Raw genomic sequence first — 17246 nt, 5'->3', positions numbered from 1 at the left:
TCGACATCATCCAGTAGCGCCGCTCTGCGAGCCTCTACTGTGTTGAGACACAGTGAGTGTTGAAACACGAACAGAGTGAAACACAGACACACTGAGGACGACGATGACGATACCTCCACAAGTGGGTACAAACGGCCCGGACATGCTGCTGGGAACCGCGGGAGACGACTCCCTGATCGGTCAAGGCGGCAACGACCAGCTGATCGCGAGCGATGGCAATGACAGTCTGTACGGCGAAGACGGCAACGACAACCTGTACGGCGAGAACGGCGATGACAAAGCCTGGGGCGGCGCCGGCGACGACCATATCTGGGGCGGCGCCGGCGTCGACCAGATCTTCGGCGAGGCTGGCAACGACACCCTCTTCGGTGAAGATGGCAATGATCAACTGTCCGGCGGAGACGGCAATGACGTCATCCACGGCGGCGCCGGCGACGACGGGCTGATCGCAAGCGATGGCAATGACTATTTGTACGGCGACGACGGCACCGACAACCTGTACGGCGAGAACGGCGATGACCACGCCTGGGGTGGCGCCGGCGACGACCATATCTGGGGCGGCGCCGGCGTCGACCAGATCTTCGGCGAGGCCGGTAACGACCAGATCTTCGGCGAAGATGGCGATGATGATCTGCACGGTGGTGACGGCAAGGACTATCTGACCGGCGGTGCAGGCATCGACACTATTCATGGCGACGCGGGTGACGACACCATTCTTGGTGGTATTGATGGACCGTCCGTCTCCGGCGACAACGATTTCCTCTTTGGCGACGCCGGCAACGATTGGCTGAATGGCGAAGCTGGTGACGACCATTTGGACGGCGGCGACGGCGACGACACGATCTTCGGCGGTGTTGGCGTTGACCAGTTGTTCGGCGGCGCCGGTAACGATCAGTTGCTGGGTAACGAAGGCAGCGACTTCCTCCACGGCGGCGATGGTGACGACTATCTGAATGGCGATGGCCCTCAGGCTCTAACCGACGGGAATGACCAGCTGTTCGGCGAAGCGGGTAACGATAGGCTGCATGGCGGCGACGGCACCGACACCCTCGACGGTGGTGACGGCCGTGACCGCTTGTTCGGCGGAAAGGGCGATGACCAGCTAATCGGCGGTGCCGGTATCGACGAGTTGGCGGGCGGCGCCGGCAATGATCAACTCAATGGAGGCGCGGGCAGCGATGTTATGAGCGGTGGAGCCGGGAATAACACCTTCATGTTCTCGACCGCGGAGGGTACTGAGAACGACGTGATCCTCGATTTCCGGTCGGGGCACGACAAAATTGATGTCTCGGGCGTCGCAGCGGACTTCAACTTCCTTGACCATATCGTCGATCAAGGCATTGGGCCAATTCCGGTTGCGAGGCTCACTCTCGACAATGGCTCGACCATTGACTTCGTGGGCTTGCATGCAGCCGACCTTCACGCCAGCGACTTCCACATCGTCTAATGACGAAACGCTGACGACGGCTTCGTGGCCTCGGTGGCGATGGCTTAACTGCCATCGTCTCACCACGGTGGCCTTAGGCCGCGCCGGTTGATCAGGAGCGGACCACTCGTGAGTGGCTCGCTCCTGGTGTGAGGCAAGGTCAACGTAATTCCCCGCCGGCTTCGGACGGCGGGGAAATTCATTTAACGAAAACGGTCTGGGCTATGGCTGTGCGAGACGGTCACGTGCCGGTCGAGTGCGCGCCTGCGCGGGCTCATCGGCCATTGGACGTCGTGAAAAGGGGACTGCGTTATCCAAAGCGGGCCTCACGCCTTTTACTTTTTTGTCCATTTACTTTGTGCGAGCGAGGGCCGGCCATCGGAGCAGCAGGCCTCGACTTTCCTCGGCGGAAGCTCATGTCACGCTGACGTGTAGTTGGCCCGCGCCGATTGATTGCTGCCGTAGCGACAAAGACTTCCATCGTGACGTCGGTAACCGCTTCGACATCATCCAGTAGCGCCGCTCTGCGAGCCTCTACTGTGTTGAGACACAGTGAGTGTTGAAACACGAACAGAGTGAAACACAGACACACTGAGGACGACGATGACGATACCTCCACAAGTGGGTACAAACGGCCCGGACATGCTGCTGGGAACCGCGGGAGACGACTCCCTGGTCGGTAAAGGCGGCGACGACCAGCTAATCGCGAGCGATGGCAATGACAGTCTGTACGGCGAAGACGGCAACGACAACCTGTACGGCGAGAACGGCGATGACCACGCGTGGGGTGGCGCCGGCGACGACCATATTTGGGGCGGCGCCGGCGTCGACCAGATCTTCGGCGAGGCCGGCAACGACACCCTCTTCGGCGAAGATGGCGATGATGGACTGTCCGGCGGAGACGGCAATGACGTCATCCACGGCGGCGCCGGCGACGACGGGCTCGAGGGTGATGACGGCGATGATCGGCTGTTCGGCGATGCCGGCGATGACGAACTGTTCGGCGGCAATGGCGCTGACGCTCTTCATGGCGGGGACGGTGACGATTTTCTCTTTGGCGGCGGATTGGATGACGACGACCGGGGTCTGGGCGGCGACCGCGCCGCAGACACCCTTTATGGTGGCGCGGGCGACGACGGGTTGGCCGGCCAAGCCGGTGACGATCATTTGCAGGGTGGCGACGGCAACGACACCCTCGAGGGCGGCGCGGGCAGCGACAAGCTGACCGGTGGAACTGGGAACGACAACTTCGATTTCGCGGCAAGCGAAGGCGCTGGCCACGACAAGATCACCGATTTCGATCCGGGGCACGATGGCGTCACCCTCCGCGGATTCGACACGACCCCCGGCGCGGTCCTCGCCCATCTCACCGACACCGCTGATGGTGCGGTGCTTGACCTCGGCGACGGAGAAACTATTGAGTTCGCCGGTGTGCATGCAGCGGCGATCCACGCCAGCGACTTTCAACTCATCGGATAAAGAAAGGCGGACGACGGCTTCGTAGCCTTGGTGGCGATGGCTTAACTGCCATCGCTACATCGCGGTGGCCTGAGGCCGTGCCCGGTCGATCAGGAGCGGACCACTCATGAGTGGCCCGCTCCTGCAACGAGGCCAACTTCGCCCGTAGACGAAAGTCCGTCGCGGTACCACACCGGCGGACGCAGCGTAGTGCCGTTCGCGACCGAGCTTGCGGTCAGGACGGGCAGCATCGCAACCGATCTCAACGGCTGGCCGCAGGCGGATCTGGACGTCGCCCTGGTCGACTATCGGGGGCGCGCACGCTCCCTGTCGCTCTGCCGACAACTCCGTTATCCTGAGGAGCGCGTAGCGCGTCTCGAAGGATGCGCGGCCTCGCTGGTGGCCGTCGTGCTAGCGTTCCGGCTTCCTCAGCGTGACGAATAGGCTTCGCCGGCCCCCCGTGTTCTTGTTATGTTCTTGACGTCTGGCAGCATATCTGGGATTGTTGGAGCCGCCGAATACAGTTTAGGAGGGTGGCAGGAGTGGCCAGAAAATATCGCCCCGTTAACATGCAGGCGCCATATCTCCGGCGCATCTGGCTCAACCCGTCGCTTATAGCGGACCGTGCGGCCTATCCATTCTGCCTGCCCTTGCTCACGGACGACTTCGAGCTGACGTTCGATCGCGCCATCACCATCATTGTCGGTGAGAACGGCACCGGCAAATCCACGTTGCTGGAGGGGATCGCCGTGCTGGCCGGCTATGACGAGGCGGGTGGCGGACGAGGCTATCGGCCAGTCGATCACTCCAATGCCCTCGAAGTAATGGGCGGAGAGCTCTCGAAGGCGTTGCGCGCGAGCTGGCTGCCGAGAATTACCAACGGCTGGTTCTTCCGGGCCGAGAGCTTCTTCTCGGTGGCGCGCTACCTCGACGAAGCGGCGCTGGACGATCCCATCAGCGGGCAGCCACCGCCTGACTTCCTCTCTCATTCCCATGGCGAGGGCTTTCTGCGCTTCTTCAACGAGCGCTGCCGGAAGCAGGGCATCTTCATCTTCGACGAGCCGGAATCCGCGCTGTCTCCTGCACGCCAGATCGAATTTTTGAAGCTGCTGCACCGGATGGACGAGAGCGGGCATTGCCAGGTCATCATGGCGACTCATGCGCCGATGCTGATGGCTTATCCCAATGCGACGCTGCTGCGGCTGACCAAATACGGGCTCGAGCCGGTGAGGCTGAAGGATACCGACCACTACAGGGTCATGCGCGAGTTCATCGACGATCCGGTGGGGTTCGTCGAAGGGGCGATCGGAGAGGCGGCCGGCTAGCATGGCTCGGAGGCGACGTCGCAATATTGATCTTCCTGCGCCGTATCTCAGGCGAGTCCGGCTCGATCCATCGCCCTGCGCGGACCCGCGAGGGTTTGTGGAGGCAACGATTGCGGAGTGAGAGGCCAACGGAGCGTTGCTCGGGCGGCCGGGACGCCTGCGCTGCTACTGCCGTTCGGCCTCGGCCTCCTGCTCCAATTGAAGGATATGCTTGCGTAGCGCCTCGAACCGCGCCTCCATGGCGTCGCTGAACAGCGGGTCCTTGTGGCGTGACTGCGCCAGCGCGATCTCTGTCCAGTCGCCAGGCCGCAATGCCGTCGCCGCTGCCGGAAAGAACTCACGGTCCTCCATCATGATGTGATGCCGCTCATGCGCGAGGAAATCGCGAACGATGGAGTCGACGTCCTGGCGAAGGATCTCCCGGTCGGCGAGCACGCAGTCGACCGCCTGTGCAACGCGGCGCAGGCGGTCGGCGCCTTTCTGGTGCTCACGGGCGAGGTCGCCGATCCTCGCCGCGGCGGCAGGATCGCGAAGTTTCAGCCGGGCGAAGACCTGGTCCTCCTGAGGATGGTGGTACATCTCCGTATAGACTTCGAAATAGGCAATGATGGCGCGGATGACTTCGTAGTCCGGGCGCGCGGCCCGATCGAAGATATCCAGTTCGTGCTCGAGGACGGCGAGCAATCGTTCGATGTTGCGGTGTTCCCGGGTCAGAAGCTCGATAATCATTGGGGCGATCCATTGGGCGAACCAGTGGAGAGAATGAGCCCGGGCGCCGCGATCTGAGTTGCGCTGGATCAAATTTGCGGAGGAGATCCGGCAGGTTTTGCCGCACCGCGGCAGAGCCGACGCAAGCACATGCCGCGCGCGTTGGTGCTATAATGTCGTCCGAACAAGGGAAAACAGGGAGGATGCCATGCATCATACCTTGGTGCCCAGTGATCGCGTCGAGCACGTCTGTGTCTTCGGGCGCGACGGCACGAAACTCGGATCAATCGAACGGCTCATGCTCGACAAGGTAAGCGGAACGGTCGCCTACGCCGTGATCAAGACCGGCGGGATGCTGAGCAGCCACCACCATTATCCTCTCCGATGGGATGCGCTCAGATTTGACCCCGTGCGCCAGGCCTACGAAGCTGAGGTGACGCTGGAGGAGTTGCGCACTGGCCCGTGCGAGCTTGACGGCGACAATTTCGACTGGGGCGACCGCTCGCGGTCCTATACGCACCCGAACTACTGGGCGGTATAGGGCGAGGGCGGGGAGCCGACAGGAAATGGTGTAGCCCGCATGAGCGAAACGACATGCGGGACTCCCACGTATCGCTTCGCTTGTCCGCGCTACCATTTCTACGATTTCCACACGGTATCCTCGGTCCAACCGAGCTCTGCGAACTCCGCGGCTCGAAGTGGCGCTTCTCCCGCTGCAAAGAACTCGTCGAGTTGAGGCGGCTCGACGGCGGTGCCGGACAGCATGGCGTGGGCCTGTCCGCGATGATGGACCTGGTGCTGAAAGAGATGCATCAGAAGGCGGTCGCGCTGTTCGGTCTGGACGTGGGTGTCGCGGTTGATCCGGACAAAACCGTCGAGGAGGTCAGGCGTCAGCGCATCACACACGGCGATCAAGCGCCTGTCCATGGCGGCCTGCGCGACCTTCAGTTCTGACACGGAAGGACACGGCACGTCGTTCTTCCAGGCCGCCGGTCCAAGCCATCCGCCCTCAAGCGCATCGACGTAGAAGAGGTCGATGACGTAGATGTGGTTCAGCGTGTGCTGCAAGCTCGGGAAGAAGCCGGTCCGCTCGGCTTCGAAATCGGCCTGGCTCAGTGTCGCGCATGCAGTAAGCAGCCGATGGTTTGCCCAGGCATTGTTGTAGGCGAATGCACGGTAGGTCTGCACAAGGCCAGCGGACATGTCGGCTCCTCCCTGGATCCTGCGTGGTTCGTAGGGCGGCGGGTCAGCGAAGTGTACCCGCCGGTCTCGCCGGAGGAACAGCGGCGGACTACGCTTTGCCAATCCTACGCGCGCCGTGACGGCTTGGTTCCTTCAGGCCTTCGAGGATACCCGACACAACTCATCCACAATATCGCCGATCCGCTCGAATGTGAGATCAGGTCCATGCGCCCGCAGCGCCGCCGGCGCGGCGTAGCCCCAGCAGACGGCGCCGCAGGCGATCCCGACCGCGCGGGCCGCCTCGATGTCGCGGACCTCGTCGCCGATCGCGATCACCTGGCCTAAGTCCACGCCCGCGCGCCTGACGACGCGGCGGAATTTTGCAGGCTTGCCGAACAGCGAAGCCGCGCAGTCGAAATGGGAGAACAGCGAAGCGAGGTCGCCGAGCTTCTGCCGCGCGTTGGCTTCGCTGTCGGACGACACCAGCGCCAATCGTACGCCATTCGCGGTCAGCGTCCGCACCATGGTCTCCACGCCGCTGAACAGCGGAATATCTGCTGCGTGCTCGGCCTTCAGCCGCCGCATATATCTGGCGATGATCGGAAGCTTCCACGGCGGCACCTGGAGATGGCCAAGGATTTCGCGCGTCGGGGCGTGGCGCAGTTGCTCGACATCCTCATCGGCGACGCGGCGAAAGCCAAAGCGATCGGCAACATCGTTGATGGTGTGCAGGAACCACGGAAAGCTGTCGACCAGCGTGCCGTCGAGATCGAAGATCGCGAGGGAGTAGGGCAATGCCCGAGGCGGGCTCATATTCTGTCTTGTTGCTCTTATCCCTGTACGCGGCTACTCCGCCGCCTCGCTCGCGCTGCTCTTCCTCGGCTTGCTGTTGGCCTTCTTCAGCACCGGCGCCAAAAACTTGCCTGTGTAACTCCGCGGCGCCTTGACGATGTCTTCCGGCGGGCCCCAGGCGACGATTTCGCCGCCGCCGTCGCCGCCTTCGGGACCGAGATCGATGACCCAGTCGGCGGTCTTGATGACCTCAAGATTGTGCTCGATGACCACAACCGTGTTGCCCTGGGCGACCAGCTCGTGCAGCACTTCGAGTAGTTTTGCGACGTCGTGGAAGTGCAGGCCGGTGGTCGGCTCGTCCAGGATGTAGAGCGTGCGGCCGGTGGCGCGTTTGGACAGCTCCTTTGCCAGCTTGACGCGCTGGGCTTCGCCGCCGGACAACGTCGTGGCCTGCTGGCCGACGTGGATGTAGTCGAGGCCAACGCGGTGTAGCGTTTTGAAAGTCTCGCGCACGCGCGGCACCGCCTTGAAGAATTCGGCGGCTTCCTCGACCGTCATGTCGAGCACGTCGGCGATGCTCTTGCCCTTGAACAGCACCTCCAACGTCTCGCGGTTGTAGCGCTTGCCCTTGCAGGTGTCGCAGGTGACGTAGACGTCGGGCAGGAAATGCATCTCGATCTTGATGACGCCGTCGCCCTGGCAGGCCTCGCAGCGGCCGCCCTTGACGTTGAAGGAGAAGCGTCCCGGCTCGTAGCCGCGCGCCTTGGCTTCGGGCAGGCCGGCGAACCACTCGCGGATCGGCGTGAATGCGCCGGTATAGGTCGCGGGGTTGGAGCGCGGGGTGCGGCCGATCGGCGACTGGTCGATGTCGATGATCTTGTCGATATGCTCGAGTCCCTCGATACGGTCATGGGGCGCGGCGCCCTCGCTGGCATTGTTCAGCTTGCGGGCGATCGCGCGATAGAGCGTGTCGATCAGGAGCGTCGACTTGCCGCCGCCGGAGACGCCGGTGACGCAGGTGAACAGGCCGAGCGGGATCTCCGCCGAGACGTTCTTCAGGTTGTTGCCGCGGGCGTTGACGACCTTGATGGTGCGCCGATGGTTCGGCGGCCGCCGCTCGGGCACGGCGACCGACAGTTCGCCGGTGAGATATTTACCGGTCAGCGACTTCGGATTGCGCATGATATCGGCGGGCGTCCCTTGTGCCACGATGTGGCCGCCATGCATGCCGGCGCCCGGGCCGATGTCGAGCACGTGGTCGGCAAGCCGGATCGCGTCCTCGTCATGCTCCACCACTACCACCGTATTGCCGAGATCACGCAGCCGCTTCAGCGTGTCGAGCAGCCGGGCATTGTCGCGCTGGTGCAGGCCGATCGAGGGCTCGTCCAGCACGTAGAGTACGCCGGTCAACCCTGAACCGATCTGGGAGGCGAGGCGGATGCGCTGGCTTTCGCCCCCGGACAGGGTGCCGGAGGAGCGCGACAGCGTGAGATAGTTCAGGCCGACGTCGAGCAGGAAGCTCAGCCGCTCGCGGATCTCCTTCAGGATGCGCGCGGCGATCTCGTTCTGCTGCGCGTTCAGCGCTGATGGCACGGTCTCGAACCATTCGCCGGCGCTCTTGACCGAGAGGTCCGATATCTCGCCGATATGCTTGCCGCCGATCTTGACGCAGAGCGCCTCCGGCTTCAGCCGGTAGCCGTTGCAGCCCTCGCAGGGGACATCGGAAAAATACTTCGCCAGCTCCTCGCGCGCCCATTCGCTCTCGGTCTCGCGGTAGCGGCGGTTGATGTTGGTGATGATGCCCTCGAACGGCTTCCTGGTGTCGTAGGAGCGCACCCCGTCTTCATAGGAGAACTTGATCTCATCGTCGCCGGAGCCGTGCAAGAGCGCTGCCTGCGTCTTCTTCGGCAGGTCCTTCCACTTGGTGTCGAGCGTGAATTTGTAGTGCTTGCCGAGCGCGGTCAGCGTCTGGATGTAATAGGGCGAGGACGACTTGGCCCACGGCGCGATCGCGCCCTTGCGCAAGGTCAGCTCCTTGTCGGGGATGACGAGATCCTCGTCGATATGCTGCTCGACGCCGAGGCCGCCGCAGGCCGGGCATGCGCCATAGGGGTTATTGAACGAGAACAGCCGCGGCTCGATCTCCGGGATGGTGAAGCCGGACACCGGGCAGGCAAACTTCTCCGAGAACAGGATGCGCTCGGGGCCGCTCTTGTCGTGGATTTTTGCCGTTTTCTTCTTGTCCTCGAGCGCAGCCGCCGCCGGCGCGTCCGCATATTCGATCACGGCAAGGCCGTCGGCGAGCTTCAGTGCGGTCTCAAAGCTCTCGGCGAGACGCTGAGCGAGGTCCGGCCGCACCACGATACGGTCGACCACGACGTCGATGTCGTGCGGGAATTTCTTGTCGAGCGTGGGCGCCTCGGCGAGTTCGTAGAAGGCGCCGTCGATCTTGACGCGCTGAAAGCCCTTCTTGAGGTACTCGGCGAGCTCCTTCTTGTACTCCCCCTTGCGGCCGCGCACGACCGGGGCCAGCAGATAGAGGCGGGTACCCTCGGGTAGCGCCAGGACGCGGTCGACCATCTGCGAGACGATCTGGCTTTCGATCGGCAGGCCCGTTGCCGGCGAATAGGGCACGCCGACGCGGGCCCAGAGCAGGCGCATATAGTCATAGATCTCGGTGACAGTGCCGACCGTTGAGCGCGGGTTCTTCGAAGTCGTCTTCTGTTCGATGGAGATCGCCGGCGACAGGCCGTCGATCTGGTCGACATCGGGCTTCTGCATCATCTCGAGGAACTGGCGCGCATAGGCCGAGAGCGACTCGACGTAGCGACGCTGGCCCTCGGCGTAGATGGTGTCGAAGGCAAGTGAGGACTTGCCGGAGCCGGACAGGCCGGTGAAAACGACGAGCCTGTCGCGGGGAATCTCGACGTCGATGTTCTTGAGATTGTGTTCGCGCGCACCCCGGATCGTGATGGCACGCGATGACGAGCCGGCGGTCTGTTGGCGCTTCGCCTTGAGCACTTCATCCATAGAGGCAATTCCAGGCGCGTGGTGCTTGCGCTGTATCTGGGCGCGCATCGCCGGACAAGGGGACATTGCGCCGATGGCTGTGTGAGGACTGGAACGTAGGAAGAACGCACGCCGATTTCCAGTGCCGTGTTGATTCCATCAACGGATTGTTTCGCCGATGGCAGCAGGCGTCAGCAGGGCAGTTCCGCCAACGCAAAAGGGCCGGCATGAGGCCGGCCCTTTCCAGTGACGCAATTGGACGTGAGGATCAGTATCTCGCCACGGCAGGACCACCGAAGTGATAGTTCACGCCGATCTGGCCGCTGTGCAGGTTGAGCGTTCCGGAGGGAACGCCGAAATAGTCCTCGCTGCCCAGGCTGCGATAGAGGTACTCGCCCTTGATCGACCATTGCGGAGCAAAGAACGCCTCGATGCCCGCACCGGCGGTCCAGCCGGTGTGCGTGTGGCTTTCCGAAACCGTCACGCCGAGCGCGCTGCCACTGATCTTGTTGTCGATCCAGGCGAAGCCGCCTGTGCCGTAGAGCAGCACCTGATTGACAGCGATGCCGAGGCGGCCGCGAACCGTCCCCAGAGCGTCAACGCGGGTCGATGCCGTGACGCCCAGCACCGTCGCCGAGGCGCTGACGTCGGCCCCGGCAGCGTCGGCCTCGATGCCGAACACGATGTTGTTCGCCTGCCAGTTGTAGCCGACAGTGCCGCCGCCGAAGCCGCCTTCCACCTTCGGCGTACCGGAGGCGGCTTCGCTGGCATAGCCACCGAAACCGCCGATGTAGAAGCCGGTCCAGTTATAGATCGCGACCGGAGCTACCGGCGCCTTGTTGTAGGGAGCAGCCGCCATATCGGCCGCCATGGCTGGCGCAAAAGCTGCAAGTGCAAACACGCCGGCGGAGGCCAGCAAAACATTCTTCATTTCAAAAAGCCCCAATTCGATTTTCTTGCTGTCCGCTCAGCCCCGTGAACGGATGCCGGGCACCTCGCCCAACTGACATGCGCTTTACACTGGTATGCGCCAGAGTTGCGTCACCGAAAGGCAACAACAGCCGCAAATATGTGGGTCAGCAGATGCTGGCTCGCTCGAACACATGTCCTCCGGGCAACAAAAAAGGCCGGCACTGGGCCGGCCTTTTCGTCAAATTGTGGACCTGCGATCAGTACCTCGCGACCGGGTACGGGTTAGTCCAGTTGAAGTGATAGTTGAGACCCACCTTCACCGTATGGAAGGTGTCGTTAAACTCTGAACGGTTGGCGATGAGCGGGGTGTACTGAATCGTGCTCTTTCCGAGGTCGATGTAGTTATACTCGATCTTGCCCGACCAGTTTGGCGTGAACATGTATTCCACGCCGGCGCCAGCCGTCCAACCCCAGCGGGTATCAGTCTGGGCGAAAGTGTTGGCCAAGCCGCCGTTCAACGCAGCGTCGTAGCGGTGCCGGAGTTCGCCAACCGCGGCGCCGCCACTGATGAACCACAGCGCCGGACCAGCCGCATAACCAAGACGGCCCTTGATGTCGCCGAAGCTTCGTAGCTGGGTGAAGTAGGTGTCAAGCAGGTTCGGCGGGCCGATATTGATGATCGCCGAACGGCCACTGATGTCGGCCCAGTGATAGTCACCCTCGATGCCAAGGACAGTCTGCCCGATCTGCCAATTGTAGCCGATCACGCCGCCGGCGAAGCCGCCGCTGGTGTCGAATGACTGACTGCCAAGGAACGCCGGCGAATTCGGCGTCAGGAAGAAGGTTTCATCGCTGTTGCCCCAGCCACCACCACCTTGGACACCGAGGTAGAAGCCGTTCCAGATCAGAACGGGCGCTGGCGGCGGCGGTGGCGCCTTCGTGTAAGGACGTGCGCCCATATCAGCTGCGTATGCGGAGGAAACGCTAAAGGCCAATACACTGGCCGTCACCATCAGTAACTTCTTCATCGGGTCCACCCCTTCGTGATTCTGAAAAATTCCGCGCAATTGCTTTTTGATTCTTTATTTCGCAAGAACCCTAGCACGCACGCTGGGAGCGGGCTGTCACCCGGTGGCCACATCGGCCAAGAACTTGAACGGGTTCCATTTTTACCCCCGCTTAACGTCTTTGCGAGTCCCACGACCGTGGGTTGTGCTCTGATAGAAAATCCAACAAAAAGACCGGCGCGCGGGCCGGTCTTTTTCCACTCGAGCGCGAAACGGTCGCGATCAGTATTTCGCGATGGGCGGCCCGCCCCACTTGTAGTTCACGCGGACAGTGACGAGGTCGACGTCCTGGTTGATACGCTGGTTGCTGAAGAGAAAACCACCCGCGGTCGTCAAGTTATATGTGCGGTCGCCCATGAAGAGGTGGTCGTATTCGATCGCCGCCGACCAGTTCGGACCGAAGCCATATTCGAGGCCAGCGCCGACGGTGCCGCCCCAGCGGGTATCGTCAACGCTGGCGACGAGGGCGCCAGTCGGCGTGAAGAACGTGCGGTACCGATTGCCGGTCACCGCGGCACCGCCCTTGACGTAGAGCAGCACGTTGTTCGCGGCGTAGCCGATCTGACCCGTGAGCAGGCCGAACGCCTCGATCTTGCTCTGGTTGGTGAAGGTGCCCGGTGCGAAGAGCTGAGCGCCATTGCTGCCCTTCAGGTCAGCCCAGTTACCCTGTCCTTCGAGGCCGAACACCCAGAGGCCAGATTGCCAGCGATAACCGAGCTGGCCACCGGCCACGCCGCCGGTTGCGTCGTGGCAGCCGTCCGACCCGACGAACACGCCGGCCGGGACCTGGTCCCAGCAATTGTGGCTCGAACCCCAGCCGCCGTTGGCGCCGACGTAGATACCGCTCCAGTCATAAATCGCCGCGATTACCGGAGGCGCCTTGGTGTAGGGATACGCAGCAAGATCAGCAGCCGAGGCCGGCGCAGCTAGCGCAACCAGCGCGACGGTACCCAGCAAAAACCTCTTCATCGTGACTGTCTCCAGGCCTTGTCCGCTTCTCGTTGGTCCCGAAGCGGTTGTCAGACGCGAGCGCCCGCGCCAGTGCGTAGCCTATACTCCGATTCAGCCGGAAAGGCCGTCTCCCAAATACCACACTCGCTGGAGAAGTGCGGATCCAATAACGCGATGATTTCTTTAGTCTTTTCAAAGCGGGCGAATGGCTAGGCGGGGTGCCTGGCGGGAACACGCCGACTGAGCCAGGCTCCCGGTCGTGCTACGGCCGGTTGCGAACAAAACTGGAACGCTGACCCGCGCGATGCTATATGTGGATAACCGTGAGAGGACCGTGGATGGCGCAGCCGGGGAGCCGGCGTGGGCGTATAGGGTCGTTCGCGACGCCTGCAGTAAGTGGCGAAGGTTGAGAGCGGTGGCCGATGTCCGGCCAGCCCGGTTTGAGTGGAGATGAAGCGATGGCGGGAAGCGTGAACAAGGTGATCCTGGTCGGAAACCTCGGCAAGGATCCGGAAATCCGGCGGACTCAGGATGGCCGTCCGATCGCAAATCTTTCCATCGCAACCTCGGAAACCTGGCGCGACAAGGGAACTGGCGAGCGCAAGGAAAAGACCGAGTGGCACCGCGTCGTGATCTTCAACGAGGGCCTCTGCAAGGTTGCCGAGCAATACCTGAAGAAGGGCGCAAAGGTGTACATCGAGGGCCAGTTGCAAACCCGCAAATGGACCGACCAGAGCGGGGTCGAGAAATACTCGACCGAGGTGGTGCTGCAGGGCTTCAACTCAAACCTGACCATGCTCGACGGACGGGGCGGCGGTGGCGGGGGTGGCAGCTTCTCCGATGACAATGGCGGCGATTTCGGATCGGCCGGCCCGGTCAGTTCGGCGCCACGCCGCGCCGTGGCCGCGGACTCCCGCAACAGCGATATGGACGACGACATCCCGTTCTGAACGGCGCTTCGACTGTCGGAGGGCTGTCATCATGAGCCTCGCGCCGTTGCTCGACGCCGCTCCTGCAATTCCGCTTCATGCGTTTGCGGCAATGGCGGCCTTTTTGCTCGGCTCCGTTCAGCTTGCTGCGCCCAAGGGTACGCTGCCGCACCGGACGCTCGGATGGATCTGGGTGATCCTGATGCTGGTGGTGGCGCTGGGCTCATTCTGGATCCATCAGATCCGCCTTATCGGCCCCTGGAGCCCGATTCACCTGCTGTCGATCTTCACCCTGATCATGCTGGCGGCGGGCGTGATGGCGGCGCGAACGCGCAATGTCCGCCGCCACAAGATCACGATGGTCTCGATGTTCTGCGGAGCATTGGTCGTCGCCGGGCTGTTCACCTTCGTGCCCGGGCGGATCATGCATGCGGTGGTGTTCGGGCAGTAAGCGAACAGCAAACTGGTGGTTCCATGCGCTTCCCGCCACCCATTTTTCGCTCCTCGAACCGCGGCGCATCGGGAATGCCTTATCGGCCGATAAGTGCATGAAAAAGCGAAGGGAAAAAGCGGCTTTGCAGGTCGCCCAAGGGTGGTTATCAGGCCCTCGATGGGCTATATGATTCCCGACAAGAACTGACTGGATTTCCCCTTTGTCCGAACCCGAAGACGACAAGCCTGGCGAGCCGCCGGTGCCTTCCGATATTCGTCCCGTTTCCATCCTCGACGAGATGAAGAAGTCCTACCTCGATTACGCCATGAGCGTGATCGTGGCGCGTGCGCTGCCGGATGCGCGCGACGGCTTGAAGCCGGTGCATCGGCGCATTCTCTACTCGATGCACGAGCAAGGACACACGCCGGACAAGAAGTACGTCAAATCCGCGCGCGTCGTCGGTGACGTGATCGGTAAATATCATCCGCACGGTGACCAGTCGATTTACGACGCGATGGTCCGGATGGCGCAGGATTTTTCCATGCGCGTGCCGCTGATCGACGGGCAGGGCAATTTTGGCTCAATCGACGGCGATCCACCGGCGGCCTATCGATATACTGAAGCGCGCCTGACCCGATCTGCGCAGGAAGTCATCGGCGACATCGACGAAGACACGGTCGACTTCCAGTCCAATTATGACAATTCCGAGCAGGAACCGTCGGTTCTGCCGGCCAAGTTCCCGAACCTGCTGGTCAACGGCGCCGGCGGCATCGCGGTCGGCATGGCGACCAACATCCCGCCGCACAATCTCGGCGAGGTCATCGACGCCTGCGTCGCGTTGATCGACAATCCGGCGCTCACGATCGACGAGCTGATCAACATCGTTCCCGGACCGGATTTTCCGACCGGCGGCATCATCCTCGGTCGCCAGGGCATCCGCAGCGCTTACCATCTCGGGCGCGGCTCGATCGTCATGCGCGGCAAGGTCGAATTCGAGACCATGCGCAAGGAGCGCGAGGCGATCGTCATCACCGAGATTCCCTATCAGGTGAACAAGGCGACGATGGTCGAGCGCATCGCCGACCTGTACAAGGAAAAAAAGATCGAGGGCATTGCGGATTTGCGTGATGAGTCTGACCGCGACGGTTATCGCGTCGTCATTGAACTAAAGCGTGAAGCGGTTCCTGATGTGGTGCTCAACCAGCTCTATCGATTCACACCGCTGCAGGCGAATTTCCCTGCCAACATGCTGGCACTGGATTCCGGTCGTCCGCAGACGATGTCCCTGAAGGATCTGCTCACCATCTTCGTCGCGTTCCGCGAGCAGGTGGTGACCCGGCGGACCAAGTTCCGGCTCTCCAAGGCGCGTGACCGCGCCCATATCCTGGTCGGCCTGGCGATCGCGGTCGCCAATATCGATGAAATGATCCGGGTGATCCGAACCTCGCCCGATCCGAACGCGGCGCGCGACACGCTGATGTCGCGCGACTGGTCGGCGCGGGATGTCGAGGCGATGATCACGCTGATCGACGATCCCAGGCACCGCATCAACGACGATGGCACGATCCGACTGTCGATGGAGCAGGCCAAGGCCATTCTCGACCTGCGGCTGCAGCGGTTGACCGCACTGGGGCGGGACGAGATATCCGAAGAGCTCGACAAGCTCGCGGCGGAAATCGCCGATTATCTCGACATCCTGCGTTCGCGCGCCCGCGTTCAGGCGATCGTCAAGAGCGAACTGACCGAGGTGAAGCAGAAGTTCGCCACCCCGCGGCGGACCGTCATCGTCGAGCAGGAGGGCGAGGTCGAGGACGAGGACCTGATCCAGCGCGAGGACATGGTGGTGACGGTGTCGCATGCCGGCTATGTCAAGCGCGTGCCGCTCTCGGCCTATCGGGCGCAACGCCGTGGCGGCAAGGGCCGCGCCGGAATGCAGACCCGCGACGAGGACTTTGTCAGCCGCCTGTTCGTGGCGTCCACACACACGCCTGTGCTGTTCTTCTCCTCGCGTGGCCAGGTCTACAAGGAAAAGGTCTGGCGGCTGCCGATGGCAGCTCCCAACGCGCGCGGCAAGGCGCTGATCAATATCCTGCCGCTGGAACAGGGCGAGCGCATCACCACCATCATGCCGCTCCCGGAGGATGAATCCTCCTGGGGCAATCTCGACGTAATGTTTGCAACCACGGGCGGCAACGTCCGCCGCAACAAACTGTCCGACTTCGTCGATGTCCGCCGTTCCGGCATTATTGCGATGAAGCTTGATGACGGCGAAGCGATCGTCGACGTGCAGATCTGCACCGAGCATGACGACGTGCTGCTGACAGCCGCCGGCGGCCAATGCATCCGCTTCGCCGTCACCGACGTGCGGGTCTTCACCGGTCGCACGTCGATGGGCGTGCGCGGCATTGCGTTGGCCGAGGGCGACAAGCTGATCTCCCTCGATATCCTGCGCCACGTCGAGACCACGTCGGACGAACGCTCGGCCTATTTGAAGATGCGCCGCGCGGTTGCGGGCGAGGCCGCGACCGAGGAGCCGGCGGACGCCGAGGGTGAGGAGACATCGGGCGCGATCCAGCTATCGCAGGAGCGTTACGCCGAGATGTCTGCCAAGGAGCAGGTGGTGCTGACGGTCTCCGTCAACGGTTACGGCAAGCGGACCTCGTCCTATGAGTACCGCACCACCGGCCGGGGCGGCAAAGGCATCGTCGCGATGAGCGTCAACAACCGCAACGGAAAGTTGGTCGCGTCCTTCCCGGTCGAGGAGGCCGACCAGATCATGCTGGTCACCGACAAGGGTCAATTGATCCGCTGCCCGGTCGCGGACATCCGGATCGCCGGCCGTTCGACACAGGGCGTGATCGTGTTCGACACCGCCGAGGATGAGCACGTCGTCTCGGTCGAGCACATTCCGGAAGAGGAGAACGGCGCGAACGGGAATGGGGAGTAGTCGGGGCGGCTTCAATTCGTCACTCCTCGTTCGCCGTCTAGATTGACGAGCGCTCAAGCTCTTGCGCAAGGCCGCTAAGGGTGTTGCGTTTGCCGACCCGGGCCATC

Annotated in this window: 15 protein-coding genes; 8 read left to right on the top strand and 7 right to left on the bottom strand. The window is 62.5% G+C overall.

Features of this window, described 5'->3' with window-relative positions; genetic code table 11:
- Positions 1 to 103: 103 nt before the first annotated feature.
- The 4 genes from JQ553_RS09780 (at position 104) to JQ553_RS09765 (ending at position 4209) form a co-directional block, all read left to right on the top strand.
- Positions 104 to 1447 (top strand): calcium-binding protein, encoded by a 1344-nt coding sequence (locus tag JQ553_RS09780; protein ID WP_212499657.1) that lies wholly within the window; start codon positions 104 to 106, stop codon positions 1445 to 1447.
- A 582-nt stretch (positions 1448 to 2029) separates the two neighbouring features.
- On the top strand, positions 2030 to 2905 hold the full coding sequence (locus JQ553_RS09775; RefSeq protein ID WP_283817234.1) for a calcium-binding protein: 876 nt from the start codon (positions 2030 to 2032) through the stop codon (positions 2903 to 2905).
- Between the two features lie 189 nt (positions 2906 to 3094).
- Positions 3095 to 3328, top strand: a complete 234-nt coding sequence (locus JQ553_RS09770; RefSeq protein ID WP_212499655.1) for a hypothetical protein — start codon at positions 3095 to 3097, stop codon at positions 3326 to 3328.
- Positions 3329 to 3426: 98 nt separating this feature from the next.
- Positions 3427 to 4209 (top strand): AAA family ATPase, encoded by a 783-nt coding sequence (locus JQ553_RS09765; protein WP_312015110.1) that lies wholly within the window; start codon positions 3427 to 3429, stop codon positions 4207 to 4209.
- A 165-nt stretch (positions 4210 to 4374) separates the two neighbouring features.
- Here the strand turns inward: JQ553_RS09765 and JQ553_RS09760 are convergent, their stop codons facing one another.
- The gene (locus JQ553_RS09760; RefSeq protein ID WP_249144060.1) at positions 4375 to 5010 is read right to left on the bottom strand and encodes a hemerythrin domain-containing protein; all 636 of its coding nucleotides are present in this window, start codon (positions 5008 to 5010) and stop codon (positions 4375 to 4377) included.
- A gap of 115 nt (positions 5011 to 5125) precedes the next feature.
- Here JQ553_RS09760 and JQ553_RS09755 point away from each other — a divergent pair, with 115 nt between their 5' ends.
- Positions 5126 to 5458: a PRC-barrel domain-containing protein gene (locus JQ553_RS09755; protein ID WP_212499654.1), complete on the top strand. Its 333-nt coding sequence runs from the start codon at positions 5126 to 5128 to the stop codon at positions 5456 to 5458.
- Between the two features lie 98 nt (positions 5459 to 5556).
- Here JQ553_RS09755 and JQ553_RS09750 read toward each other — a convergent pair whose 3' ends face one another.
- The 6 genes from JQ553_RS09750 to JQ553_RS09725 all read right to left on the bottom strand — a co-directional run bounded on the left by JQ553_RS09750 (position 5557) and on the right by JQ553_RS09725 (position 12848).
- Complete coding sequence (locus JQ553_RS09750; protein ID WP_212499653.1) at positions 5557 to 6120, bottom strand: DinB family protein; 564 nt, start codon at positions 6118 to 6120, stop codon at positions 5557 to 5559.
- A 132-nt stretch (positions 6121 to 6252) separates the two neighbouring features.
- Entirely contained in the window at positions 6253 to 6894 is a 642-nt protein-coding gene (locus tag JQ553_RS09745; protein WP_212499731.1) for an HAD-IA family hydrolase, read from the bottom strand.
- 51 nt (positions 6895 to 6945) lie between these two features.
- Entirely contained in the window at positions 6946 to 9921 is a 2976-nt protein-coding gene (gene uvrA, locus JQ553_RS09740) for an excinuclease ABC subunit UvrA (RefSeq protein WP_212499652.1), read from the bottom strand.
- 247 nt (positions 9922 to 10168) lie between these two features.
- Positions 10169 to 10831 (bottom strand): outer membrane protein, encoded by a 663-nt coding sequence (locus JQ553_RS09735; RefSeq protein WP_212499651.1) that lies wholly within the window; start codon positions 10829 to 10831, stop codon positions 10169 to 10171.
- A gap of 238 nt (positions 10832 to 11069) precedes the next feature.
- Positions 11070 to 11840, bottom strand: coding sequence for an outer membrane protein (locus JQ553_RS09730; RefSeq protein ID WP_212499650.1), 771 nt, complete (start codon positions 11838 to 11840; stop codon positions 11070 to 11072).
- A 261-nt stretch (positions 11841 to 12101) separates the two neighbouring features.
- A complete protein-coding gene (locus JQ553_RS09725; RefSeq protein ID WP_212499649.1) occupies positions 12102 to 12848 on the bottom strand; it encodes an outer membrane protein in 747 nt (248 codons plus the stop codon).
- A gap of 440 nt (positions 12849 to 13288) precedes the next feature.
- Between JQ553_RS09725 and JQ553_RS09720 the strand changes: the two genes are divergently transcribed.
- The 3 genes from JQ553_RS09720 to gyrA all read left to right on the top strand — a co-directional run bounded on the left by JQ553_RS09720 (position 13289) and on the right by gyrA (position 17139).
- Positions 13289 to 13780, top strand: coding sequence for a single-stranded DNA-binding protein (locus JQ553_RS09720; RefSeq protein ID WP_212499648.1), 492 nt, complete (start codon positions 13289 to 13291; stop codon positions 13778 to 13780).
- 31 nt (positions 13781 to 13811) lie between these two features.
- Positions 13812 to 14210 carry a DUF2306 domain-containing protein gene (locus JQ553_RS09715; protein WP_212499647.1) on the top strand — a complete coding sequence of 133 codons (399 nt, stop codon included), beginning with the start codon at positions 13812 to 13814 and terminating at the stop codon, positions 14208 to 14210.
- A 202-nt stretch (positions 14211 to 14412) separates the two neighbouring features.
- Positions 14413 to 17139, top strand: coding sequence for a DNA gyrase subunit A (gene gyrA, locus JQ553_RS09710; protein ID WP_212499646.1), 2727 nt, complete (start codon positions 14413 to 14415; stop codon positions 17137 to 17139).
- Positions 17140 to 17246 lie beyond the last annotated feature (107 nt).

This window comes from Bradyrhizobium lablabi (genome assembly GCF_018131005.1).
Lineage (GTDB): Bacteria > Pseudomonadota > Alphaproteobacteria > Rhizobiales > Xanthobacteraceae > Bradyrhizobium > Bradyrhizobium lablabi_D.
Note: the sequence above shows the minus strand (reverse complement) of the source record. Positions and strands in the feature narration are given on the sequence as shown.

What these genes read in the sequence shown, in the direction of transcription:
- JQ553_RS09780 (WP_212499657.1), top strand. Translation starts at nt 104, where the DNA reads ATGACGATACCTCCACAAGTGGGTACAAACGGCCCGGACATGCTGCTG.
- JQ553_RS09775 (WP_283817234.1), top strand. Translation starts at nt 2,030, where the DNA reads ATGACGATACCTCCACAAGTGGGTACAAACGGCCCGGACATGCTGCTG.
- JQ553_RS09755 (WP_212499654.1), top strand. Translation starts at nt 5,126, where the DNA reads ATGCATCATACCTTGGTGCCCAGTGATCGCGTCGAGCACGTCTGTGTC.
- JQ553_RS09750 (WP_212499653.1), bottom strand. Translation starts at nt 6,120, where the DNA reads ATGTCCGCTGGCCTTGTGCAGACCTACCGTGCATTCGCCTACAACAAT.
- uvrA (WP_212499652.1), bottom strand. Translation starts at nt 9,921, where the DNA reads ATGGATGAAGTGCTCAAGGCGAAGCGCCAACAGACCGCCGGCTCGTCA.
- JQ553_RS09735 (WP_212499651.1), bottom strand. Translation starts at nt 10,831, where the DNA reads ATGAAGAATGTTTTGCTGGCCTCCGCCGGCGTGTTTGCACTTGCAGCT.
- JQ553_RS09730 (WP_212499650.1), bottom strand. Translation starts at nt 11,840, where the DNA reads ATGAAGAAGTTACTGATGGTGACGGCCAGTGTATTGGCCTTTAGCGTT.
- JQ553_RS09725 (WP_212499649.1), bottom strand. Translation starts at nt 12,848, where the DNA reads ATGAAGAGGTTTTTGCTGGGTACCGTCGCGCTGGTTGCGCTAGCTGCG.
- JQ553_RS09720 (WP_212499648.1), top strand. Translation starts at nt 13,289, where the DNA reads ATGGCGGGAAGCGTGAACAAGGTGATCCTGGTCGGAAACCTCGGCAAG.
- JQ553_RS09715 (WP_212499647.1), top strand. Translation starts at nt 13,812, where the DNA reads ATGAGCCTCGCGCCGTTGCTCGACGCCGCTCCTGCAATTCCGCTTCAT.